Source organism: Cecembia calidifontis (assembly GCF_004216715.1).
GTDB lineage: Bacteria > Bacteroidota > Bacteroidia > Cytophagales > Cyclobacteriaceae > Cecembia_A > Cecembia_A calidifontis.
On sequence record NZ_SGXG01000001.1, the window covers coordinates 4,659,215 to 4,682,935 of the forward strand.

Genomic DNA, 23,721 nt, shown 5'->3' on the forward strand with positions numbered 1-23,721 from the left:
AGCCAAGTCGATAATCGGCAGTCGCTGCTTAGGATTGTCTTGAAAAAGAGGAAGGAATTTGGGTAATTATTGAATTGGGCTTCATCTTTGATTATCATGCCCTTTCATGGCTATTGCTTTATTTCAAGTTGACTCTTTGTCTCTCCTTAATGAATCCCTTAACTCCTTAATGGTTTTCTATGTATTCTTAATAGACCTCTCCTTAGTCGAGGTGACAAGGATAAGCTTTTGACACTAGCAACCCAACCAGGTACATACAACAATTCTTCATTCAAAATTCTTCATTCATAGACCTCTCTCCCGTACAGCTGTCGGGATCGAGGTGACAAAGTGAGGCCTTTGACACTAGTTAACCTTTTTTGTAAATTAACCATTCTTGAATCTTAATTCTTCACTCTACATTACCAACCCATCTTGGCTCTTTTTCCTACCCTAAATCCTGGCCCGTCACTAAAATGATCCAAAGGGATCATTTCTTAACGTTCCGTCCTCTTGGCTCTTAAAAATTAGCTCTTAATGAAATCCTTAAAGACCTTAACTCCTTAATGGTTTCATTCCTCATTAATAATTCTTCATTCTACATTTCCCCCCCTTACCCGAACCATTTTTTCCTTATACTCGCCAACAGACCTTTCCTTTCCTCTTCCCCATAATAACCATACCCGTAACCATACCCATAATTGTACTGCATCTCCTTCTCATCCACGGCATTGAAAATAATATAGGAGTTTTGGAGTTTTTGAGCTGTCTTGAGGTGATTGATGTGGTCTATTCCGGATTTGAGGGTATAGTCATAGCGCACCACAAAAAATACCGCATTGGCCAAGGGGAACATTTCCAAAGTCTCGGATACCATCCCTATAGGAGGAGTATCCAGGATAATGATATCGTATTGGGCCTTTAAGTCTTCCAATAATTTTGGCATTTTGCCATTACTGATGAGCTCAGAGGGATTAGGAGGAATAGGACCTGAAAGCAGTACATCCAAATGCTCGTAATGCGTGGAATGGATCAATTTCCTTAAATCCATTTCCTGCCCACTGAGGTAATTGGACAGACCCTTATCGTTTTTCAGTCCAAAATCTTTTGCAATTTTGGGTTTCCGCAAGTCCGTTCCGATCAGCAGGGTCTTTTTTCCTGATAAGGAATAGACTGCCGCGAGGTTCATTGAACAGAAGGTTTTCCCTTCTCCTGAGGTATTGGAGGTTACCAAAATCACAGAAGACTGATCCTTAGGAAGGACGAAGTTCATATTGGCCCTCAGGGACCGGAAGGCTTCCGTAATCCCGGAATTTTTGTCCATAAAGGCCACCAGTACATGATAGAGTTTACGGTATGCCACAGAGGCCAAAATTGGCACCTGAGCCTTTTTCTCCAGCTCCTTGACATCCTTGACCTTATCACTCAAGTACACCTTTGCTAACACAAACAGTAATGGAATCAGCAAACCCAGAGAAAGGGCAAGGGCATAATTCCGCATAGGACGAGGACTAATGGGATCAGGCAAAGGCCTGGCATATTCGATAATCTTATTGTTTGGGGTATTGGAGGCCTTGGTGATGGCCGCTTCTGCCCGCTTCTGGGCAAGGAAATTGTAAATCCCCTCACTGAAAGTAAACTCTCTTTGGATACGCAACAAGTTCTGTTCTTTCGCAGGCAGCCTACTGAATTCTAAATCTATGGCCGCAATCCTTCTCTCCAGGTCCCTGATCAAGAAGGCTGCGTTTTCATCCACATTGACCAGAAGTTCCCGGATGGAATTGTTCAGGTCCTGCAACTTACGGTTCACTTCCCTCACTGCCGGAGAAGCTTCCTTCTGCGTGGTCATCAGGGAAGCTTTCTGGTTTTGAAGTTCCAGCAAATTCTTGATCAGGTTGTTCAGGATAGGATCATCGATACCCAAACCGGATGGCACTATGATCTCATTGTAATCTTCCTTGACCAGGTAATTCTGTAGGTTGCGGTAATATTCTCTTTTCAGCTTCTCCTGTGCCAGTTCCCTGTCCAGTTCTGCTAATCGATCAAATACATTGGTACCCTGTGAACTGATATTATAAATACGGTTTTCAGATCTAAAACCTTCTAACCTATCTTCTATAAAGGAAAGGGTATCTGATAGCCCTGCCAATTGTTCGTCTATAAAATTGATGGTATTGCTGGAAGTTCGGTTCTTTTGGTTCAGTTCATTTTCGATATACGCTTCCATCAAAGCATTCAGGTAATCCATACCTTTACTTGGAAGATTGGAATCGATGGAAAGCTGCAGGATGGAAGATAATTTTTCTACAGGGGCTATGTCCACTGCCCCTGCGTATTGGTTGATCAGGCTTTGCTTGTCTCTGAGTTTCACCAGAATCTTGCCCTCATTTTCTCCTGATGTCAATGACACCTTGATACGCATATATGGTGTCTCTACCCATTCTCCGAATGCATGCTGTGATTTTTCCTGAACAGGCCGATTAATTTTGGTAATATCGGAATTGTTGGATTGGGTTAGGCCATATTCCTCATCTGGAAAAGCAATGTTAAAACTGTTTTTATCTGTCCATCTGACTTCAATTTCACCATTGACCAACTGTGGGTGTTTCCAGTCCACTTCTGCTAAAATTGGAGCGGTAGGATACAATTCAGCTTTGCTGACATACCCTTCATAAAGGTATTCCACCTGAAAATCGAGTTTCTTCAATGCCAGTTCCGCGATAGGCCTCGAACGGAGAATGATCATCTGATTGGTCATATCCAGTTCGGAGTTATAACCAAATAAGCGCTGATCGAAAAGGTTCATACCAGAGTCCTCCTCCTTGACAAAAAACTGGGAAGTGGAACGGTACACTTTTGGGCTGTATCTATTGATCAAAAATGCTCCCAGTATAAAAACGAAGAGCGATAATCCTACCCAGTACCAGTTGCGCAGGTAGCGCCGGACGATGTCCTTGATCTGGTGCAGATCATCTTCTTCCTGAAAGGGCTGCTGGGGGGAATTATATGGCGTATTTGGATTCATGGAATTAATTGATAATGTTCAGCACCAATAGGACTGCGGACAAAGTGGTGACAGCCAGGGAAAAAGTCTGGACAAAATTGACACCTGTTCCCAGTTCCCTGATCTTCATCGGCTCTGCATAGAGCATGTCATTGGGCTGAATAAAGAAATATTCAGAAGTGAGGATGTTTTTATTGTTCAGGTCGATCCGGTACATGCGGGTACCTCCGGGATATTGTCTTACCAGGACCAGGTCATCTCTTTTGGCCACTTCTGTCAGGTCTCCCGCGTAGGCGATGGCTTCGTAAATGGTCACCCTGTTTTGAAGGATATTATGCTTCCCGGGACGGCGAAATTCACCTAAGGCAGAATAGCGGATACCTCCCAACCTGACCCTCACAAACATGTCTTCTCTATTTACAAACTCAGTCAAACGTCCTTCTATAAGAAGTTTGGCTTCCTGAAGGGTAAGACCTGAGAGCTGCACTTCTCCCAGCAAGGGTAACTCTACCATTCCCCTTTCATCCAGGTTAAAACCGGTCATGAAGAAAGCATCTCCACCAGATATGGCTCCCTGCATCATCATATTCCCTCTGACATTGTCTGAATCAAAAAGGGAAAAAAGCTCATTCAGTTCCTTGCTTGATGTACGGATACTGATGTCCACAATATCATTGTACTGGAGTTTGTACTCCTCTACATCATAAGGCATCATTTCCGAGGCGTACTTGAGTGGGCTTTCTGAAGCATCCCTTTCCTGCATGTAGATGATGCGTTTGTTGGGGACGCAGCTCGCGGTGTACAGGAGTAGGAGGAGGAAGGAGGATATTAAAAGTGTAGAGTTATTGATGCGCATTTGGGAGTTAAGAATGTAGAATGATGAATTAGGAATGTTGAATGACTTGAAACGGTGGCAAGTTAGACAATTTTAAGAGCCAAGAGCCAAGATAAAAACCTGTCCCGATGAATTTCGGGAGGCAAAAGTGGCTTCTTCATTGTTTTTTGATTGACATGGTTGTCAAGTTATAGGACACTATCCCGATAAGTGTGTAAACTTCAAATTATGGTTTTATTGTCAGGTATCAAGAAGCCTGACCCTATCACCAAATATAAGCAGGAAACTGTTAAGAATAGCTCCCCAGTCTCTGATAGGCATAGTCCATTTTTTCGATGCTTCTCTTGCAGCCAGGAAAACAGACTTCATTACGGCATCATCTGTCGGGAAAGAGAGCTTGTTTTTGGTGTATTTTCTGATCTTTCCATTGAGATTTTCAATCAGGTTGGTGGTATAGATGATTTTACGGATTTCAGCCGGGTAATCGAAGAAAACGGTGAGTTCATCCCAGTTGTCCCTCCAGCTTTTGATGGCATAAGCGTATTTGGATTCCCATTTTTTGGCAAAATCGTTCAGGGCAGCCCAAGCAGCATCTTTTGTAGGGGCGGTATAAATTTCCTTCATATCCCTTGTAAACGCCCTGCGGTCTTTCCATGCGACATATCTACATGCGTTTCTGATCTGGTGGACGACACATATCTGAGTGACTGATTGGGGGAATGAAGCTTTTATCGTATCAGTAAACCCGTTCAGGTTGTCAGTTGCCGTTATGAGAATATCTTCAACCCCTCTGGCTTTCAGGTCGGTGAGTACCCCCATCCAGAAAGCCGAAGATTCATTCTTGCCAAGCCAAAGGCCTAGGATCTCTTTAAGGCCGTTAGTTCTGAGGCCAACGGCAATATAAACGGTCTTGTTGACCACTTTGGAGTTCTCCCTGACTTTGAAGGATATACCATCCATCCAAACGATCAGGTATACAGGGTCAAGCGGCCTGTTTCTCCATGCAACAATATCCTCCGCTACGGCACCGGTAACCCTTGAGATGGTGGAGGAGGAAACATTGATGTCATAAAGCTCCCGGATCTGTTCTTCGATGTCCTGGTTTGACATTCCCTTGGCATACATGGAAATGATCACGTTTTCAACGCCCTCCGCCATGCTTCTGCGTTTGGGCACAAGGGCAGGCTCAAAGCTGCCGTCCCTGTCTCTTGGGACTCTGATTTCAGCTTCCCCAAATGTGTTTTTTATTGTTTTGGTGGAATAGCCGTTCCTTGAATTGGGATTATCGGAATTCTGATGCTTTTCATAGCCAAGATGGGCATCCAGCTCGCCTTCAAGCATTTTCTCAACGGCTCTTTTCTGAAGCTGTTGAAGGAAGGAATTAAGCTCCCCGGCAGTCCTGAACTGCTTGAGGAAGTCATCATTTAGGAGATCTTCTTTTTTCATTTTTGTAATCTGTGTGTTATAAAGGTAAGAAATTGTCCACACACAGACCGGGGGGCGCCTACCGCGGGTTCCTCAAATTCCCTGTGCGATTTCTTCTAAATCACACAGAGAATTTCGAGGTTTAACTTTAACTTCGTAAGTAGTGAAACCAACTTACACAGTTTGTGTCATAGTCCCAGTTATAGGGTTCCTGCACGGCGGACTAGTGTTATTATTCGAAACCGCTATTTATTGTCAATTGTTTTTTAGTCGATTTAGGGATTGAATTATTAAGCTCAATTCGGAATTCCCAAAAGCTCGGAATTGACTGCTTGCCGGTATAACATCTAAAATCAGTTTTCTCTAAATCAAAAAAATGACATAAAAACGATAACGTGACATCATCTATTGACCTCATATTCAGGGCAACATGCTTGATCTCTTCCAATCCATAAATCTTCTGAAGCAATTTCCAGTCTTCTATAAGGCCATATTCCAAAACACGCTCGATGATCAGTTTTTTTGATTGAATTACATCAAGGGCTTTACTGTCCATATCCCAAAAAAGAACTGGAGAAAAACCGGATAATCTGCTGTTTTTATCTAACTTATTCAATGGAATGATCTATTATTTAATTTTTGCTTCCATGTGTCAATTTAAAAATTTTGTTTACTTAATAAAACGGATCCTTACTCAATTTCTTTCAAAAAACTGTTTCATTGAAACAGTTTAAATTTTACGTGCATCACACTACATTTACCCCCTCTCTCAGACCAATGACGCGGAATTCGGAAATGATTGAAAGCTTACACGTGTATTTAATCATTAAATCCTAAGCTTTTAAACCCTCCCAGCGCTCTTCGGAACTCAGTCCTTTCGTCTCTTGATCCTTCATCACTCAACACCACCAATCCCCACTTTTGCTTTTTTTACTTGGCTCTTAATGAAACCCTTAACTTCTCCACGGTTTCTTTCCGAAATCCGACTTTCGAACTCCCACTTACTTCACTACAAACCACCCATTCCGCATATCCTCCCTATTGTACTTCATCGGCTGCAAATCGGGATAGGTCAGCACCAGTCTTCCTGCTGCTTCCACAATGGCCTGGGCCGCTGCGGTATCCCATTCCATGGTCGGGGAAAAACGGGGATATAGCTGGGCTTTGTCTTCTGCAACCAACATGAATTTCAGGCTCGATCCCATGCTGATGGTTTCCGCTCCGGGAAATTGATCTATATATGCCTGCGTCTCCTCCGTCATATGGGAACGGCTCGAAACGATGGTTTTTACAGGTGCATTAGGGCTTGCCTTTAGTTTCTGCGGGGATTTGCCGATTTCCTCTTTCCAGGCCCCCTCCTCCCTGGTTCCCCAATAAAGCCAACCCAACACTGGAGCATAAACAACCCCTAAAATGGCTTCTTGCTGATGGATCAATGCGATATTGACGGTAAATTCTCCGTTTTTCTTTATAAACTCCTTGGTCCCGTCCAGGGGATCAACCAACCAGTAATAGTCCCAATTTCTACGAATACTGTTAGGGGTAAACTTCCCTTCTTCAGAAAGGACCGGTAAGCCTGTTTCCTTCAAATACTTGACAATCACCTCATGCGCTGCTATATCCGCTTTGGTGAGCGGAGACTCGTCCTCCTTGTATTCCAATCCTTGATCAAAGGAATGGTAAATGGAAAGGATGATGCGGCCTGCTTCGATGGCGGTGGATTTAGCAAGCGTTGTAAGGGACTGAAGATGCATAATTTTAACCGCTAAGCCCTCCAAATATTAAGAGCCAAGGCAAAAGGCAAAAGGTAAAAGGATTCTTTATTGTTGTCGGGTTTTCAGGGTTGACGGAAATATTAAGAGCCAAGGCAAAAGTGACACTTAATTCTTGAACAAGTCTATTATGATTTGTTCAGTTTTTGGGAATACTTGCCAAAATATTTTTTATCTCTTTACTTTCAGCAACCAAGGAATTTAAATCTTCACTGGGCCTTTCTTCTATCGCTTTGATTACCCGTAACCAATAATTAGATTCTCTAGCTTCTTTCAGTGCAATTCTAATTTTATTTTTAAAATCAGCTTTGGAAGAACCTGCCTGGGCTTCCTCATAATTTGCTCCGACAGATGTTGATGATTTTCCTAATTGATATTTAATGATTTGAAATTCAGAAGTTTTGGGCAGATTCCTGAGTAACTTCAAACACCTTACGCCAAAATTAAAAGTGCTTTCTAAAAGATCATTTTCTTTCATCCATTAAGCTTAACTTCCAACTAATTGTCCCCTGATTTTATTTTTACTTAGCTCTTATATTTACTACCTATGTCCTTCCCTGAAATAGGTTGACCGTTTTTAACCGAGAAAAAAGATGTTAAAAACAGGAAAAAGGATTAATTCTCAGCGTAGATTTTCAGAGGAATTTAAACGTAAGTTGGTTGATGATTTTGAGAAAGGAATCATGACAGTTCAGCAAATGGAGCGACATTATGGAATTGTGAACTCAGTTATTTATCATTGGATTTATAAGTATTCGACCTATAATGAAAAAAATATCAGGATAATTGAGATGAAAGACAGTCAAACCAATAGGCTCAAAGAACTCGAAGAAAAGGTCAAAGATCTCGAGCGTACCGTTGGCCAAAAACAGATCATGATTGATTATTTGGAAAAAATGATTGATTTGGCCAAAGAAACTTACTCAATCGATATTAAAAAAAACTCCAAAACCCCACACTCTGGTGGTTCCAATCCAACAAAAGTATGATAAACCATTCGCTCAATGAACTTTATCGGACTGTTGGAGTAACCAAGCAGGCCGTTCAACAAGCCAAAAAAAGGCAGCAAGCATTCGATCTTGAAATTGCCCAACTGGTAATCCTGGCCGATGAGCTCAGGGAAGACCATCCAGGATGTGGGGTCGAAAAAATGTATTATACATTGAAACCCGAATTCATGGGAAGGGATCAATTCTGTGAAATTTTCATGGAAATGGGATATGGTATCAAAAAAATAAAAAACTACCAGAAAACCACTTACGCAGGCCTTTATTCTTATCCAAACCTTATCGAAGGTATGGCCATAAACAGACCTTTTCAGGTCATCCAAACCGATATCACTTACTTTTACCTCAATGGTGAATTCTATTATTTGGTCTTCATTATTGATGTTTATACCAGGATCATCGTGGGATATTCGGTCAACGACAACTTGCGCACAGAAGGTAATATCAAAGCTATGAAAATGGCCCTCAGTACTTTGAGATACCAGCCTTGGGGCCTGATCCACCACTCAGATAAAGGTTCCCAGTACAGTAGTAAAGAATACACCTCCTTGCTCAACAAAAACAATATCCATATCAGTATGGGAAATATCGCATGGGAAAACCCCTACGCAGAACGAATCAATGGAATCATAAAAAATGAATACCTCAAAAGGTGGATAATCAAAGATTTCAGCGACCTGAAAAGAAAAGTGGCGAAAGCTGTAGCCAACTACAACAGCATAAGACTACACAGGGGATTTAAAATGAAATACACCCCCATGGGATTTTATAAAAATATACTAAATTTAAAAGCCCAAGAAAGACCGACGGTGATTGTTTATACCGAAGGAAGAAAAAACTTCTTAGGGGCATCGAGCCCCTTCGAAGTTTGCCCAAGAGAAGAACCTCTGGCTCATGATTGCCCGATGGAAATATTTAATGAATGTTGAACCAAACGGTCAACGCTATTCAGGGAAGAACACTATGCTTTGCTCTTTTTACTTTTGCCTTGGCTCTTGGCTCTTTATAACTACAACCTCGCATCAACCGCCTCCTTCGGCAGGAAGCCTTTCACATCAAACACCACACAGCTATCGGACTTCTGAATCTGCATTCCTTTGAACTTATCATGGGAAACAGCCAGGACAATACCGGAATACTGACTGATATCCAGCGGATTGCCCCCGTTCAGAATGGAAATGCCATACTCATGCATGACTTCCTCAGGCGAAGCCCATGGGTCATACACATCGACATCCATATCAAATGACTTGAGTTCATGGTAGATATCGATCACACGGGTATTGCGGATATCCGGGCAATTTTCTTTAAATGTTATCCCCAAAATCAAAACTTTGGAATCGATTACCTTCAGGTCTTTGCGCATCATGTGCTTGATGAGTTCGGTAGCCACATGTCGGCCCATGGAATCATTCAAGCGCCTTCCAGCAAGTATGATTTCTGGATGATAACCTACTTCCTGCGCCTTTTGGGCAAGGTAATAAGGGTCCACCCCGATACAATGACCGCCTACCAAACCCGGTTTGAAGGGAAGGAAATTCCACTTGGTACCCGCAGCTGCCAAGACTTCATGGGTATCGATGCCCAACAAATTGAATATTTTGGAAAGTTCGTTGACAAAGGCAATGTTGATGTCCCTTTGGGAGTTTTCAATCACTTTGGCTGCTTCAGCTACCTTGATAGAAGATGCCAAATGAGTTCCGGCAGTGATCACGGATTTGTAGAGTTGATCCACATATTCCGCCACTTCGGGAGTGGAACCGGAGGTTACTTTCAGAATTTTGGTAACCGTATGTTCCTTATCTCCCGGATTGATACGCTCTGGGGAATAGCCACAGAAAAAGTCTTCATTGTATTTCAGTCCGGAGAATTTTTCCAGAACGGGAACCATTTCTTCCTCCGTTACTCCGGGATAAACGGTAGACTCATAGATCACTACATCGCCTTTTTTCAGGAGTTTGCCAATGGTCTCTGAAGCCTTGATCATCGGTGTCAAGACCGGACGGTTGTGCCTGTCAGTCGGTGTAGGCACCGTCACTACAAAAATATTACAGTTGGAAATGGCAGACACCGCATCGGTAACCAGTAATCCTTTGCCTTTTTCTTCCAGGACAATGGAATTGGTAACCAGAACGGATTGGAGCAATTCATCTTCCACTTCCAGGGTACGGTCTGTTCCTTTTTGGAGTTCGTCCACCCTTTTGGGATCTATGTCATAACCTACGGTTTTGAATTTCTCAGCAAATGCTACAGCCAAAGGTAAACCTACATAACCCAGGCCGATAATGGCAATTTTAGAATCTTGTAATGGAGTTAACATGTAATAATCAGTAACAAAAATGTTTGTGGTTATTTAAATTAAATGATTTCAATGAGCAAATATAAGGGTTTGGGTTTAATGGTTGTATAGAATTAAAAATGATAGGAGGCATCTTGATTGTTGTAAGGTTGTCTTGGTTTTCAGGTTTCTGTTGTCCGGAGTTTTCAACTCTGGATCACTGATTGTTGAGCTTTTAGCTCAGTTTTTAATTGAGTTAGAAAACTCAAAGATTAAAGGTCCCGCGCTGCAAGCGCGTGACAATGCAACCTCTTCCTTAAACCTTAAACTTTCGAAATGCTTCGGAGCAAGTCTTAAGCTTTTAAACTCTTCTCCCAGTCTCTCCTACCCCTAGTCACTCACTTATTCCCTCACTCTTCATCATACACTCCTAACTTCTCACTCTCCACTTTTCAAACCAAGCCGGGCTTTTCTTTCTCCAATCTTTCGTAGATCTTTTTGACATCCTGGGAGTTTTCTTTTCTCAAGACCAAAATGACATCATCCGTTTCGATCAAAATGGTATTGGAAAGGCCCGTAAATTCGGTATGCTTATCCGTTCCGATCACCAAATTGCCCAAATCGTCTTTTGGATAGCCTTTTTCGGTCAAATAATCATAAATAGATTCGAAGGATCCCATATCAGACCATTGGAACTGGGAAGGAACAACTTTGATTTTTTCGGTTCTCTCCATTACGCCATAGTCCACGGAAATAGATGGGATTTCCATTGAAAGGTCTTCATCCAGGAAACTGCCATTCATTTGCCTGAAAGCATTGAAAGTTTTCAAGTAAACATTGGGTTCGTACTTGGCCAATTCATCCAGGAACACCCCTGCCTGAAAGCAAAACATCCCGGAATTCCAATAAAAGTTTCCTTGCTCCAAAAAGCGCTTGGCCGTAGCAAGATCGGGCTTTTCACGAAAGCTTTTGACATCTTCTCCGACCGCTTCTATGTAGCCATAGCCTGTTTCTGGTCTTGTGGGCTGAAGCCCGAAGGTGACAATAAAACCTTCTTTTGCCAATAAAATTCCTCTATTTACCGCTTGTTCATAAGCCTCTCCATCTTGGATCAGTTGGTCGGAAGGGGTTACAAAGAGAATATCTTCCGGTTCGCAGGCAAGGGCCGCAAAGGTGATCGCTGCAGCGGTGTTTCTAGGACAAGCTTCAATGATTTCCCTGTAATGTGCGATACCCGCTTTTTCCAGGTCAGTTCTTGAAAGTTGATAATTGTCTTTATTTCCGACAACCAGCAATTCATCACAAAATGTCTTGTTGCGGAGTGCTGTTTTTTGGAACAGCGTTTCCCCTTCAAAAATCGGGAGATATTGTTTGGGACGGCTTTTTCGGGATAAGGGCCATAGACGGGAACCTACACCACCGCTGAGAATTACGTTTATGGACTTCATGAAGTTAAAAGTATATAAATATTCTAAAATTTAGACAATTTCAAAACGTTAGGACTAAGGGACTGAGAGACAAAGTGATTTGGAGAATTGAAACTAATACGTCCACTGTTCAGGATTCATTCCCATGCTAAACAATTTACCCAAAATCCTATCACAATTTTCATAAAGTCTTGATTTAGTTGCTTCATCTATATATCCACAGGCTAGAGCATAAAGCAACCACACCTGTGTTTCAGCTGCTTCACCTTCAGCATCAATCAGTTTTGCTACAAAAGATTTTGGGTATTTTCTTTTTCTAAAAGCTTCCGCAATATTTCCCGATACAGATCTTGAACTTCTTCTAATTTGATCGGTCAAAGCATATTTTTCCTAAGGCGGAAAAGACTTTGACAATTCAAAAATTTCCATTGCCGTATTAAAAGATAACTGAAAAACATCCAAATCTTCATGGCTTCTTATTTTTCCCATAGTCAAACATGAAATCTTCGTGAATTCCTAAAATTTAAATTTGAAAATAAGTTGACTCCTTTTAAAATTTTTTATGCGAAAATATTAAAACTTAATTATTTCAACACGCTATTAATCCCTCACTAAGTCTTCCTTTCACCAATTTACTTCTTCGCCAAATCTCCCTTTCCCTTAGTCCCTTTGTCTCCCAATCAAATACAGCTTCGCCCTTTCAGTCACATTTCCCTGTTGTCAAAGGATAATGTCACTTAGCATGAAAGAGCAAGGAATTCGTGTATCAATAAGGGTTTAACCGCCAAGTTGTGGATTATGGCCAAGAAAAATACCTTCCCTATTTTCCTTCCTTAAGGCCATTGAAATTCAAAGCTCCAAATATAGCATCAAAAGATATTTTTGGAAGGGAATTTTGTTAAAAAAACAAAACCAACTCATAAAGAGATCTATCCATGAAAGTTGAAAATTCTTACTGAAATGGATTTAATTTGAAATAATTTGACCCAATCGATGGTTAATTTGATTTCAATTGTTTAATTTGATATTGCTTATTTGTAATTAATCTTTTAGCCCTAGTTTTTATCGGATTCCATCAGGAATTTAAAGGACGGATTTCCATAAAAACAATGAGAAAATATCATTTGCATTTATATAGTAATTCTTCAAAAAAATATGCCACTTCCATCATTTTCGGTATATTTTTTTTGGTTTCAGGAGGACTTTCCCATGCCCAAAATTTCCAAAAGTAGGCAACTGATAGAAATCAAACATTATTGATTGGAATTGGGCCTTCAGCTTTTTATGGTGACAATGGCGGAGAATATTCTTTCATGAAGTTTCCGGTCCGACCAAACATTTCAGTAGGATATACCAAAAACCTCATTAATTTCCTACAGTTACGCTTAACCTCCGGATACCAGAGATTGGTCAGTTGGGATGGCTTCAATCAGGGGCTCATTGAAAATTGGGCAAATAGAGGAAAACCTTATGCTTTTCAGGGAGGGGCATTGTATTTTGACATCATGCCGCAGTTTCTCCTTTTTCCTCAGGACCATGTCAGCAACAGACCCAGGTTCAATGCTTATGGAGGTGTAGGCCTTGGAGCAATTTTTGTCAATAGAGAGCAACGGGTATACCACGAAAGCGGAGACAAAATCTCTAGGGTGAACACCTTGACTTCTTACATTCCGCTCAGGGCTGGAATCAGTTATAGGGTTGGCTACCTTTATAATATCGGAATGGAAGGCACTTTTATGCACACCTTCAGCGATGATCTTGATGGACATCTTGGCCATAATTTCCGCAATGACCATTTGGGACAATTAAACCTGATCCTGATGCGGTATTTTTAAACTTTAAACATTTAAGCCTTAAAGTGATAATCTCTTCTCCTCCTCCCCAAAATCCTTAATCCTCTTTATCCCTAGATCGAGAAGGCCCTACCTCCCTCCGTCCCTTCGTCTCCAAGTCCCTAAGTCCCTTCATCACTCAGTCCACCTGTCCCCCAGTCTCTTAATCACTAAGTCACCCTTTCCCTTCGTCCCTAAATCCCTTCCTCCCTCAGTCCCCAAGTCCCTCATCAATCCAACAACAAATCCCGTTCATCAATCCAATTTCCCTACCATATCAAATCCATATTTTCATTGGTTTTTGTATTTTTAATTACTGTCGTCCGACTAAAATAAGAAATTTAAAATAAAGTCCTCTAATGAAGTTTTAGAGGTGTTTTTTGTTGAAAGTCAAAAAGCACCCCCTATCCGGAAAGGAATAATTGGGTTTGTACATTTTGGATGTCTTTTTGAAATATACTTTTAAAGTAAGCTTCAGGAAAAAGTAGGAACTTTTCAAGACTGACGTAGGAGCAAAGATTTTTTGCGGCTACCATGACCATGGTCGAGAAGTCTTCAGCCTCTTTTATCCGCTTATGTAGAACTGTAAACAGGAGGTTGAGTATCAATGCCACCCAAATCTGGATTTTGATCCCGTTCTCGCTGTCCGACAAAAAATATCTGAGTTCAAAATTCTGCTTGATCTGCTTGAAAAGCACTTCGATAACCCACCTGTTCTTATAGAGAAGAGCTATGGTTAGGGCATCCAATCCCTTAAGATTGGTGATAAACTCCAGCGTTTCACCGCTTTCAGGGTCAGCATAAACCACCAGTCTGGCTTCAACTGTCCGAGAAACTCCCTTCTCCCTGTAGCTCAGTGAGATAATCTGGTCCTTGATGATGTCCAAGGCATGCGTACAGTCAAACTCACTGACCACTTCATATCTTGCATTGTCTTTTTTTCTGGTCACAAAATATCTGTTTGAACTGTCCCACTTTTCAAAGCAGGAATAGCGGTTATATCCTTTGTCGAAAACAGCTATCCCGTGCTCAGGCAGATCCATCACTTTTAAAAACATATTTTCATTTGTGGCCGCAGAACGGATACATATGAAGTTGGGAACGCCTTCTGCCAGATTCATTTTGGCAAATATCTTGGCACCACCTTTTTTCTTTCCGTTCAGGGGATTGCGTCCGGCCCCTCTGAGGATTTCCTTGAACAGCGTGACCGTTGAGGAATCAAAAACCTCAACACGGCTGAGGTCGACCTCTCCACCGATATCGAGCCAATTTCCTACCAAAGATGCCCTATAGTATGAATACAGCCCTTTGTATAGTTGTTCAAAAACACGATAACTGCGTTTACGGTTTGCATCAGAAAGGGTACTCCTGGCAGGTAGCTGCTTCATTCCAAAAGGAATAAGCTTGGTTATGATCAGGCCGATGTTTTTGCAGACCTCTCTAAGACTGCTGTTTCTGGTCAACACCGCATAAAACATGCAGATGAAGTGATCACTTGTTTTGAGTTTCTTGTAGTACCTATCCGAGTTTTCTTCCTCAACGACCTGATTCAATAGCTCTTTGGGAATAAGAGAGAGGAGTTGAGCGATAATAGGATGCCCAGACAAAAATTTATGCTTAAATTGTGTCACGTTGTTGGTTCTTGGTCGAAACAACAATATGAAAAAGATGGGTAAGCTCCAAAAGGGCTGCCCATCTTTGATTTTTGTACTATTCTAGGATTTTATTTTTTATATTGCCTCAGTTCTCGGACGACAGTAATTTTTAATTGAAATAGAAATCACAAAACCCATTCATTCATGCACAATATTTACAGAAAATTAACCCAAATAAGCTGGCTGGGATTGATGTTGCTTTTGGTAATTTCTTTCCCGATGAGCTCTGTTTTGGCCCAACAGGTCGACATGAGCCAATTTAAGGCCATGAAAACCAGAAATGTAGGACCTGCTGCCATGAGCGGCAGGGTGACGGCAATTGATGCAGTACATGCCCAACCTAATATTATCTATGCCGGATCTGCTTCAGGAGGGCTTTGGAAATCCACTTCAGGAGGCATCACCTGGAGCCCGATTTTTGATGAGGAAAGGGTGCATTCAATAGGTGCCATTTCCATCTTTCAGAAAAATCCCAATATCATTTGGGTAGGAACAGGTGAAGGTAATCCAAGGAACTCCCTCAATATGGGATATGGCGTCTACCGTTCCCTTGATGCCGGCAAAACCTGGCAATTGATGGGATTGGAAAAAACACGTGCCATCCACCGCATCATTGTCCATCCTGATGATCCCAACACCGTTTTTGTAGGAGCAATTGGTTCACCTTGGGGCGAACAGGAAGAAAGGGGAGTGTATAAAACCACAGACGGCGGAAAAACCTGGAAAAAAATCCTATATGTGGATAGCAAAACAGGCGTGGGGGAAATGATCATGGATCCCAACAATCCCAACAAACTCTTTGTCAATATGTGGGAACACCGCCGTTATCCCTGGTTTTTCAAATCAGGAGGCCCATCCTCTGGACTGTATGTGACCATCGATGGAGGGGACAACTGGAAAAAGTTGGATGAGAAAAACGGACTTCCTAAAGGAGAGCTTGGAAGAATGGGTTTGGCCATTTCCAAAGCCAATTCCAACAAGGTCTATGCCCTGATAGAATCTTCAAAAAACGCCCTGTATGTTTCTGAAGATGGCGGCGACAATTTTAAAATGGTCAACGACAAACCTGAAATCGGAGACCGGCCATTTTACTACTTTGAAATATTTGCTGATCCTAAAAACGCGGACAGACTATATACTTTGTATTCCAGGGTAGGCATGTCTGAAGATGGAGGCCGCAGCTTTACCCAATTGCTGAGCTATGAGGGTGTTCACCCGGACCATCATGCCTGGTACATTCATCCTGAGGATCCCGCTTACATGATTGATGGGAACGATGGAGGTTTGAATATTACCCGAGATGGAGGTAAAACCTGGTATTTTGCAGAAAACCTACCCTTAGGGCAATGGTACCATATCAATGTGGACAATGAGGTACCTTACAATATTTATGGAGGACTTCAGGACAATGGAAGCTGGGTCGGACCTGCTTACGCCTGGAGACGGGACGGTATCCGCAATACCTACTGGCAGGAAATCATGTTCGGAGACGGATTTGATGTAGTGCCTGATCCGGAAAATTCAAGGTACGGGTACGCCATGTCCCAAGGAGGCAATGTAGCCCGTTATGACAAAGAAACCGGGCATAAAAGAAATATTAGGCCTACCCATCCCGATAAAGATGTATTCCTCAGGTTCAACTGGAATGCCGCCATTGCACAATCCCCACATGATGCTGCGACCATTTACTATGGCAGTCAGTTTCTGCACAAAAGCACGGACAGGGGTGAAACCTGGGAAATCATTTCCCCTGACCTGACCACCAATGACCCCGAAAAACAAAAACAACAGGAAACAGGAGGCTTGACCTATGACATTACCGGTGCTGAAAACCATACCACCATTATCGCAATAGCGCCAAGTCCAATCGACCCCAACGTAATTTGGGTGGGAACAGATGACGGCAATTTACAGGTAACCAGAGATGGTGGGAAAACCTGGACCAATACCGCTGCCAAATTACCGGGACTTCCAAAAAACAGTTGGATCCCACAAATCCAGGCATCCCGTTATGATGCAGGAGAGGCATGGGTTGTGGCAAACAATTACAGAAACAACGATTTCACGGCTTACGCATACCGCACCAAAAACTATGGCAATACTTACGAGCGCATTGCTGATGATAACAAAGTCTGGGGTTATACCTTGTCCATTATTCAGGATCCGGTAGAACCTAATCTGGTATTTCTAGGGACTGAATTCGGGTTGTATGTCAGTTTTGACAATGCCAAAACATGGAACCAATGGAGACATGGCTATCCAAACGCCGTTTCCACCTACGATATGGTCATTCAGGAAAGGGAAGCCGATTTAGTGATAGGCACATTCGGACGATCCATCTATGTACTGGATGATATCCGCCCCCTAAGGGTCTATGCGAAAAACCAGGGCAAGGCACCAACAGCAAAAATCACTGCAGTCGAACCTTCAGAAGCCTACCAGGCTGAAATCCATCAGCCTCACGGAGAGCGCTTCCCTGCAGATGGGAAATATGCTGCTGAGAACAGACCATTTGGAGGCAGATTGCATTTCATCATCAATGATTCCGGTAAAGAAAAAATGGACTCTGTAACTGTAGCCATTTTCAATGCCGCAGGTGAGCAGATCAGAACATTGAAAATCTTACCGCAGCAAGGTGTAAACCAAGTGATCTGGAACCTGGACCGAAAATCCGCAGCAGACATCCCTTCAGGATGGGGGGGCCAATCAGGCAGAGCGAGAGGATTCTTTGAGCCAAGCGGAGGCCCTGCGCTACCGGGAACTTACAAAGTTGTGTTTACTTATGGCGACACATCGGCAGAAACGAGTATCAAAGTAAATGCAGACCCAAGGATCGAACCTGCTTTGGCAAATCTTCAGGCAAGGGAAAACTTCCTGAAAGAAGCTGAATTGCTTGCAGCTGATGTCATGAAAGCAACAAGACAGCTGGATGAAGCAAAAAGGGTAATTGACAAACTCTTGGCTTATGCCAAAGATGTGAATACGGATGAAGTGAAAGAATTGGTAAAATTGGCCAATGATACTAAGAAAAAAGTGGATGCAACCAGAGAGGCATTCTATGGGCCGAGCAGAGAAGGGCAGGGTATCGTGAGGAATTTGTTCCCGACGACCATGACCAGGTTATTTGCGCCAAGAAGTTATGCCAGCTCATCCTTCGGAGCTCCAGGAGCTACTGAACAGCGGCTGATGCAGCATGCCAAAGAAAGTGCTGAAGAGGCTATGAAGGTCTGGAAAGCTTTCTTTGAAAATGACTGGAAACCTTTTGAAGAAAAAGCAAAAGCCACACAGATTGATATTTTCCAGGCCATTGAAAAATAAAAAAAATCGAAAAAGCCCCAGTTTTGGGGCTTTTTTATTGTTCTCAAATTATCCGTGCCATTCAGGCCCGGGAACATAGGAGATATTTGTTTTTTATTCGGAACGGGTATTTCCCATACTCGTTTATATTCGGAACGGGCTATACCCATTCCTATGATATATCGGCCTTTCAGGCCTAGATCAAGCTAATTCCCGTATAATCAGGCCTGAAAGGCCGTGATAATCCAGCAATATTCACCGTACATTGCCGGAATAACCCAATGATGGGCACAGCCCATCAATTATAACGCACATTCCCCCCAATCCTCCGAGGCCCGAGGGATCGAGATAACACAACTTTGCCCAAAGGGCATTGTGCCAGCCATAATCCTCACCGAGATGAGATTAGCGATGGATAATCTCATCCCATCATCCTCTCCTCTACCCCTAATCCAAACAGGGCGAAATCATACTTGACCGGGTCTTCAGAATCAAATTCCCTTAGCCGCTCTGTCAACTCAACAGCTGTCTGCCAATCGGTCTGCTTTCGGGTAATCAACCCTAATCTTCTCCCTATCAGGTCCACATGTAGGTCACAGGGACAGACCAACTGATAGGGTTTGATGGTCTTCCAAATTCCAAAATCCACTCCCATTTCATCCGACCGCACCATCCATCGGAGAAACATGTTGATCCGCTTACAGGCTGCCTTCCGTTCCGGGGTAGCAATATGTTTCTTTGTCCTCTGAGGCGCATCGGGCAATTGAAAGAAAAAATGGTGGAAATTGCTTAAAAGCTTCCCCATGATATCGATCCCAGGTGTCCATCCGATGATAAAAGCTTCCTCAAGACTCTCATGATTTTGATAATACCAGCTGAAAAATTCAATGAAATACAGGGTGTCAATATCATTAAAAGTCCTGTGTTTGAACTGAAGGAAAGGCTTTAAATCCTGTTCTTTATGATTTAACATAAAATCATAGGGAGCATAGTCCATCATTTCAAAAAGCTCCAAACACTTATTGATGATGGTCTTTCTTTGCCCCCAGGCCAAAACCGCAGCAATGAAACCCGCTATCTCAATGTCCTGTTTTTTCGAAAAACGATGGGGAATAGAAATGGGATCCAATGGGATAAAATCCGGCCGGTTAAATTCCTCTACTTTCTGGTCCAAAAAATCCTTTAAATCCATTTATAGGGCTACATTCACTTCCCCACCTTGGGTACCGTCAAACCATTTGAACAATAGCTGATTGTCATTTCTTTCGGATAAATGCCAATCGAAGCATTTCATATGGGCCAGAGAAGTAAGTCTGTCACTATCAGGATCATACAGACAAACATCAAAATCCGGAAGGCTTTTCGGGTCGGTGGTATTCCATTTTTCCAAAAGCAACCCTTCCTCAATGAATTTAATTTTACCCCCAAAATAATATTCTTCCAGCACAGAGGGAACGCCATCCTTTCTCCTGATCTGAAAACAGGTGGGTCCAAACATGATCTGCTTGTGAACCTTGGCTTCCAACAAACCTTGGGTGTTGGGCAGTTCTTCCCAATCCGTCTTTTTAGGAACTGTAGTTTCCTTCTCAGGCCTTAGATTAGCCAAAAAACGTGACAGAGCAGAAAATACATAAGTCAGTCCTACAAAAAGAAGCCCAAAGGTAGCCATTACCGGATAAGAGATTACGAAAATGGCATTCCATAAAAAACGGAAAATATTATGAAATATCAGTTGAAATTTATTCATCAGGAAGGCAATACTACACAAAGGTAAGGCTAAGGTTTTGGATTCCCAAAATGATTGGCAGTTACCATTGGATTTTATGGGGAAATGGTTACAAAGTTGAACCATTGGAAAGGCGGAAATATAAAGTCGGATATCGGAAGGCGGATTTCGGAAGCGAACTTTCCGATCTCCGACTTCCGACCTTCGAAATCTGTCTCTATTAATAAGCAATTTCCACAGGGAATCGGGCATTGACAGCCCTCAACTGATCGTAAGCAGCTTTGGAGAGTTTAATTACCAATCGGCTGTTGTCACCGGTATCTGGAAGCTTACCCACCACCCTGGCAAAAATCGTGATGTCATTTTCCTCATTCCTGACCCGCATGATGGTACCCACAGGGGCGGTACGGTGTAGTACAAGGTATTTTTTATGGTTGCCTGTTCCTTCTATCACCTCTGCCAACCCGGTTTCTTTGATGTTTTTATAGGCTGTACTGGCGCTCGGATTGCTGATCTCCGGTTTTGGTACAGCCAATTGACCTTCAGTTCTTTGATTATTGACCACTATGGGAACAGAAGATGTCACCACTGGCACATTTGATTCCGGTTCTCGGCCTACTTTAAGCTTTTGCCCAACGGTAAGGTTGTTGGAGGACAAAGAGTTCCAATTGATGAGGTTTTCCACCTTGGCATCGTAAGCCCTGGCAATGGAAAACAGCGTTTCCCCTTGTGCCACAGTATGGGTTATCCAATCACCTGGCAAAGGTCTATTATTTAGTGAAGAAGCTGGGTTTGATGGTGCTGTGGCAGCTTTGGGTTCTTCTTTAGTTCTTGCTTCTTCCCTTGCAGCTGAAGCCCTTTCTCTATTGTTAGCAGCTCTTTCATTTGAAGCGGCTACCGGAGCACTTACCTGAACAGGGGGAGTTTGCTGTACCGGCGCAGGTGCAGGCTCAGGCTCTGCCACTCCTTTAATGATAAGGGCCTGCCCCACTGAAATATCATTGCCTTTCAATTGATTCCAGGCCATCAAGTCATTGACGGTCACTCCATATTGACGGGAGATTGCAAAAAGGGTCTCTCCCGGAGCTACTTTGTGCAACCTCGAATCGGTAGGAATAGCAGCTTTGGTAATGTATGGAATACGGATCCTCTGCCCGGCCTTCAGACCATCTTTCAATTGTTCATTGGCTTGTAATATATCATTGATTGCTGTTTGGTACCTTCTGGAAATCCCAAAAAGTGTTTCCCCTGGATCAACCTGATGGATGATAAATGTCTTATCGCCCACCCTTTCTATACCAATGGAATCCATAGGATGGATTTCATAGGCATGGGCCTGGGCAAAAACCAAAATACCAAAACAAAGGACAATCAACTTCTTCATATTCTACAGGATAATTAATGCACAAATTTCAGATTAATTTTATCATTTCCAAGTGAGCGGCATGTAAAGGATATATCCTTTTTTTGCTCCATGATTCTTTACGGATTATTTATAAATTCGGATATCCAAGATTATTGGTATATTCAAAAACTAAACCAATACAAGATGAAATACCTCGCAATATTGATGTTTTTGGGTCTTTTTTGGGCATCACCAGTTGTCTATGCACAAGAGGACGGTACATCAGAAATTAAAAAGAAAAAAATTTACACCTTTTTGATCGATGACAATATTGACCCTAGGATGAACCGCAGGGTTCAATTGGCTCTGGAGGATGCCAAAAACAAAGAGGCTGACCTGATTCTCATAGAAATGGACACCTATGGAGGGGCCGTCAATGATGCAGATGATATCAGGACCATGATCTTAGAATCAGAAATTCCCATCCATGTTTGGATAAACAAAGACGCTGCTTCAGCAGGGGCATTGATTTCTATCGCCTGTGACAGCATCTACATGGCGCCAGGCGCCAGTATCGGTGCTGCTACGGTGGTCATGGGGGGAGGAGGTGATGCTGCTCCTGACAAATACCAATCCTATATGCGTTCCATGATGCGGAGCACCGCAGAAGCCAAAGGCAGGAATCCCAAAATTGCGGAGGCCATGGTGGACCAAAACATTGAAATCGAAGGCATAACCTCCAAAGGATCAGTCATTACCTTTTCTGTTTCGGAAGCGATTGAAAACGGATTCTGTGAAGGACAAGCAGAATCTAAAAAAGAAGTAATTGAAGAAAAATTGGGCATCAAAGATTATGAAATCATCACCTATGAAATATCGGGAGTGGAGAAAGTGATCGCATTTTTCCTGAATCCGGTAGTCAGTGGCTTTTTGATATTGGTGATATTCGCAGGTATTTATTTTGAAATACAGACACCAGGTGTAGGCTTTCCATTGGCAGCGTCTGTTACGGCCATTATTCTGTATTTTATCCCTTATTACCTGACAGGCTTGGCGGCAAATTGGGAAATAGCGGTCTTTATTGTCGGGGTTATTCTTTTGTTGGTAGAAATATTCCTTATTCCGGGCTTTGGTATTTTCGGAATATTAGGCATCATAGGGATATTGGTAGGGCTGACTTTAGGCATGATTCCCAACGATGCCTTTGACTTCACCTTTGTTCCCTCAGGTGAGCTCTTTGCAGCATTGGTAACAGTCATCTTGTCTGCCCTGGCTGCGATAGGGCTAATTTTCTTCATGGCTCCCAAAGTCAATCAATGGAGAGCTTTCAGCAGCATTGCGCTGGCTACTACCCAAAAAAGGGAAGAAGGCTACACTTCATCATTATATAGCAATGAATTATTGGGAAAAGAGGGCACCGCCCACACCCGATTGATGCCAAGCGGAAAAGTGATGATTGAGGATGAAATTTATGATGCCTATTCCCGAGGAGAATTCATCGATAAAGGAGAAAGGATAAAAGTGATCAGTACAGAAGGGACAAGTCTGAAGGTAAGGAAGGTAGGGTGAGAAAGGAGGTATGAGGAATGAAGAATGTGGAATTAAGAATGAGTAATGGAGAATGAAGAATGGAGTGGAACTTACGGCCATTGCGGTTTATATTAAATCAGAAACCGGCATCTTCTTTAAAGTCTAAAAGAAATTCTTGGTGTGCTTATGGCTTTTAAACAAAGGGTACAAAAAAATCGCTTAATTTCGGGGCATGAATTCTGGAAATAGCATCTATGAAGTTTTGGGGGAAGAAAAAATTAAAAACATGGTCCATCATTTTTACAGCCATGTGGAGCAAACCCCGGAATTAAGGAAACTTTACCCCGAAGAGGATTTGGCCCCAGCAGAAGAAAGGTTATTTTTGTTTTTGGTACATGTCTTTGGTGGCCCTCATACCTATCTGGAAAAACGTGGGCATCCCATGTTAAGAAGAAGGCATTTTCAATGGGCCATAGATGACAGCATGAGAAACATTTGGCTGGACTGTATGTTTCGGGCCATGGATAAAGTGGATATTGAAACTGACGTCAAAGAAGCATTGATGAATTATTTTATCAAAGTAGCCAATCATATGATCAACCAATAAAT

General features: G+C 42.5%; 19 protein-coding genes. 6 read left to right on the forward strand and 13 right to left on the reverse strand.

Annotated features, from left to right (window positions below):
• Positions 1–592: 592 nt before the first annotated feature.
• The 6 genes from BC751_RS20120 to BC751_RS20145 form a co-directional block, all read right to left on the reverse strand.
• The gene (locus BC751_RS20120) at positions 593–3,004 is read right to left on the reverse strand and encodes a GumC family protein (RefSeq protein WP_130277169.1); all 2,412 of its coding nucleotides are present in this window, start codon (positions 3,002–3,004) and stop codon (positions 593–595) included.
• Between the two features lie 4 nt (positions 3,005–3,008).
• A complete protein-coding gene (locus tag BC751_RS20125) occupies positions 3,009–3,746 on the reverse strand; it encodes a polysaccharide biosynthesis/export family protein (protein WP_130277657.1) in 738 nt (245 codons plus the stop codon).
• A gap of 312 nt (positions 3,747–4,058) precedes the next feature.
• Positions 4,059–5,264: an IS256 family transposase gene (locus BC751_RS20130; RefSeq protein WP_130274032.1), complete on the reverse strand. Its 1,206-nt coding sequence runs from the start codon at positions 5,262–5,264 to the stop codon at positions 4,059–4,061.
• A gap of 211 nt (positions 5,265–5,475) precedes the next feature.
• Positions 5,476–5,859 (reverse strand): DUF6922 domain-containing protein, encoded by a 384-nt coding sequence (locus tag BC751_RS20135; RefSeq protein WP_130277170.1) that lies wholly within the window; start codon positions 5,857–5,859, stop codon positions 5,476–5,478.
• Between the two features lie 385 nt (positions 5,860–6,244).
• Positions 6,245–6,997, reverse strand: coding sequence for a 3'(2'),5'-bisphosphate nucleotidase CysQ (cysQ, locus tag BC751_RS20140; protein ID WP_130277171.1), 753 nt, complete (start codon positions 6,995–6,997; stop codon positions 6,245–6,247).
• A gap of 157 nt (positions 6,998–7,154) precedes the next feature.
• Positions 7,155–7,493 (reverse strand): four helix bundle protein, encoded by a 339-nt coding sequence (locus tag BC751_RS20145; RefSeq protein WP_130277172.1) that lies wholly within the window; start codon positions 7,491–7,493, stop codon positions 7,155–7,157.
• 115 nt (positions 7,494–7,608) lie between these two features.
• On the opposite strand from BC751_RS20145, the gene BC751_RS20150 reads away from it, so the two are divergent.
• The gene (locus BC751_RS20150; protein WP_130273830.1) at positions 7,609–8,004 is read left to right on the forward strand and encodes a transposase; all 396 of its coding nucleotides are present in this window, start codon (positions 7,609–7,611) and stop codon (positions 8,002–8,004) included.
• On the forward strand, positions 8,001–8,951 hold the full coding sequence (locus tag BC751_RS20155) for an IS3 family transposase (RefSeq protein WP_242617320.1): 951 nt from the start codon (positions 8,001–8,003) through the stop codon (positions 8,949–8,951). The genes BC751_RS20150 and BC751_RS20155 overlap by 4 nt, the downstream gene beginning before the upstream one ends.
• An 80-nt stretch (positions 8,952–9,031) precedes the next feature.
• Here the strand turns inward: BC751_RS20155 and BC751_RS20160 are convergent, their stop codons facing one another.
• The 3 genes from BC751_RS20160 to BC751_RS20170 all read right to left on the reverse strand — a co-directional run bounded on the left by BC751_RS20160 (position 9,032) and on the right by BC751_RS20170 (position 12,105).
• On the reverse strand, positions 9,032–10,342 hold the full coding sequence (locus BC751_RS20160; RefSeq protein ID WP_130277173.1) for a nucleotide sugar dehydrogenase: 1,311 nt from the start codon (positions 10,340–10,342) through the stop codon (positions 9,032–9,034).
• A 410-nt stretch (positions 10,343–10,752) separates the two neighbouring features.
• A complete protein-coding gene (locus BC751_RS20165; RefSeq protein WP_130277174.1) occupies positions 10,753–11,748 on the reverse strand; it encodes a mannose-1-phosphate guanylyltransferase in 996 nt (331 codons plus the stop codon).
• A gap of 93 nt (positions 11,749–11,841) precedes the next feature.
• Positions 11,842–12,105 carry a four helix bundle protein gene (locus BC751_RS20170; RefSeq protein ID WP_207226924.1) on the reverse strand — a complete coding sequence of 88 codons (264 nt, stop codon included), beginning with the start codon at positions 12,103–12,105 and terminating at the stop codon, positions 11,842–11,844.
• A 935-nt stretch (positions 12,106–13,040) separates the two neighbouring features.
• On the opposite strand from BC751_RS20170, the gene BC751_RS20175 reads away from it, so the two are divergent.
• On the forward strand, positions 13,041–13,562 hold the full coding sequence (locus BC751_RS20175; RefSeq protein ID WP_207226925.1) for a hypothetical protein: 522 nt from the start codon (positions 13,041–13,043) through the stop codon (positions 13,560–13,562).
• A gap of 401 nt (positions 13,563–13,963) precedes the next feature.
• Here the strand turns inward: BC751_RS20175 and BC751_RS20180 are convergent, their stop codons facing one another.
• Positions 13,964–15,190 carry an IS4 family transposase gene (locus tag BC751_RS20180; RefSeq protein WP_130273774.1) on the reverse strand — a complete coding sequence of 409 codons (1,227 nt, stop codon included), beginning with the start codon at positions 15,188–15,190 and terminating at the stop codon, positions 13,964–13,966.
• 168 nt (positions 15,191–15,358) lie between these two features.
• Between BC751_RS20180 and BC751_RS20185 the strand changes: the two genes are divergently transcribed.
• Positions 15,359–18,532, forward strand: coding sequence for a VPS10 domain-containing protein (locus tag BC751_RS20185; RefSeq protein WP_130277175.1), 3,174 nt, complete (start codon positions 15,359–15,361; stop codon positions 18,530–18,532).
• A 400-nt stretch (positions 18,533–18,932) separates the two neighbouring features.
• On the opposite strand, the gene BC751_RS20190 is transcribed toward BC751_RS20185, so the two are convergent.
• The 3 genes from BC751_RS20190 to BC751_RS20200 all read right to left on the reverse strand — a co-directional run bounded on the left by BC751_RS20190 (position 18,933) and on the right by BC751_RS20200 (position 21,621).
• A complete protein-coding gene (locus BC751_RS20190; protein WP_130277176.1) occupies positions 18,933–19,703 on the reverse strand; it encodes a TIGR02757 family protein in 771 nt (256 codons plus the stop codon).
• Complete coding sequence (locus BC751_RS20195) at positions 19,704–20,258, reverse strand: hypothetical protein (protein WP_130277177.1); 555 nt, start codon at positions 20,256–20,258, stop codon at positions 19,704–19,706. It abuts the gene before it with no gap.
• A 199-nt stretch (positions 20,259–20,457) separates the two neighbouring features.
• Complete coding sequence (locus tag BC751_RS20200) at positions 20,458–21,621, reverse strand: LysM peptidoglycan-binding domain-containing protein (protein WP_130277178.1); 1,164 nt, start codon at positions 21,619–21,621, stop codon at positions 20,458–20,460.
• Between the two features lie 165 nt (positions 21,622–21,786).
• Here BC751_RS20200 and BC751_RS20205 point away from each other — a divergent pair, with 165 nt between their 5' ends.
• Positions 21,787–23,151 carry an NfeD family protein gene (locus BC751_RS20205; RefSeq protein WP_130277179.1) on the forward strand — a complete coding sequence of 455 codons (1,365 nt, stop codon included), beginning with the start codon at positions 21,787–21,789 and terminating at the stop codon, positions 23,149–23,151.
• Between the two features lie 193 nt (positions 23,152–23,344).
• The gene (locus tag BC751_RS20210; RefSeq protein WP_130277180.1) at positions 23,345–23,719 is read left to right on the forward strand and encodes a globin domain-containing protein; all 375 of its coding nucleotides are present in this window, start codon (positions 23,345–23,347) and stop codon (positions 23,717–23,719) included.
• Positions 23,720–23,721: the final 2 nt, after the last annotated feature.

What these genes read in the sequence shown, in the direction of transcription:
- BC751_RS20120 (WP_130277169.1), bottom strand. Translation starts at nt 3,004, where the DNA reads ATGAATCCAAATACGCCATATAATTCCCCCCAGCAGCCCTTTCAGGAA.
- BC751_RS20125 (WP_130277657.1), bottom strand. Translation starts at nt 3,746, where the DNA reads ATGCAGGAAAGGGATGCTTCAGAAAGCCCACTCAAGTACGCCTCGGAA.
- BC751_RS20130 (WP_130274032.1), bottom strand. Translation starts at nt 5,264, where the DNA reads ATGAAAAAAGAAGATCTCCTAAATGATGACTTCCTCAAGCAGTTCAGG.
- cysQ (WP_130277171.1), bottom strand. Translation starts at nt 6,997, where the DNA reads ATGCATCTTCAGTCCCTTACAACGCTTGCTAAATCCACCGCCATCGAA.
- BC751_RS20145 (WP_130277172.1), bottom strand. Translation starts at nt 7,493, where the DNA reads ATGAAAGAAAATGATCTTTTAGAAAGCACTTTTAATTTTGGCGTAAGG.
- BC751_RS20150 (WP_130273830.1), top strand. Translation starts at nt 7,609, where the DNA reads ATGTTAAAAACAGGAAAAAGGATTAATTCTCAGCGTAGATTTTCAGAG.
- BC751_RS20155 (WP_242617320.1), top strand. Translation starts at nt 8,001, where the DNA reads ATGATAAACCATTCGCTCAATGAACTTTATCGGACTGTTGGAGTAACC.
- BC751_RS20160 (WP_130277173.1), bottom strand. Translation starts at nt 10,342, where the DNA reads ATGTTAACTCCATTACAAGATTCTAAAATTGCCATTATCGGCCTGGGT.
- BC751_RS20165 (WP_130277174.1), bottom strand. Translation starts at nt 11,748, where the DNA reads ATGAAGTCCATAAACGTAATTCTCAGCGGTGGTGTAGGTTCCCGTCTA.
- BC751_RS20175 (WP_207226925.1), top strand. Translation starts at nt 13,041, where the DNA reads ATGAAGTTTCCGGTCCGACCAAACATTTCAGTAGGATATACCAAAAAC.
- BC751_RS20185 (WP_130277175.1), top strand. Translation starts at nt 15,359, where the DNA reads ATGCACAATATTTACAGAAAATTAACCCAAATAAGCTGGCTGGGATTG.
- BC751_RS20190 (WP_130277176.1), bottom strand. Translation starts at nt 19,703, where the DNA reads ATGGATTTAAAGGATTTTTTGGACCAGAAAGTAGAGGAATTTAACCGG.
- BC751_RS20195 (WP_130277177.1), bottom strand. Translation starts at nt 20,258, where the DNA reads ATGAATAAATTTCAACTGATATTTCATAATATTTTCCGTTTTTTATGG.
- BC751_RS20200 (WP_130277178.1), bottom strand. Translation starts at nt 21,621, where the DNA reads ATGAAGAAGTTGATTGTCCTTTGTTTTGGTATTTTGGTTTTTGCCCAG.
- BC751_RS20205 (WP_130277179.1), top strand. Translation starts at nt 21,787, where the DNA reads ATGAAATACCTCGCAATATTGATGTTTTTGGGTCTTTTTTGGGCATCA.
- BC751_RS20210 (WP_130277180.1), top strand. Translation starts at nt 23,345, where the DNA reads ATGAATTCTGGAAATAGCATCTATGAAGTTTTGGGGGAAGAAAAAATT.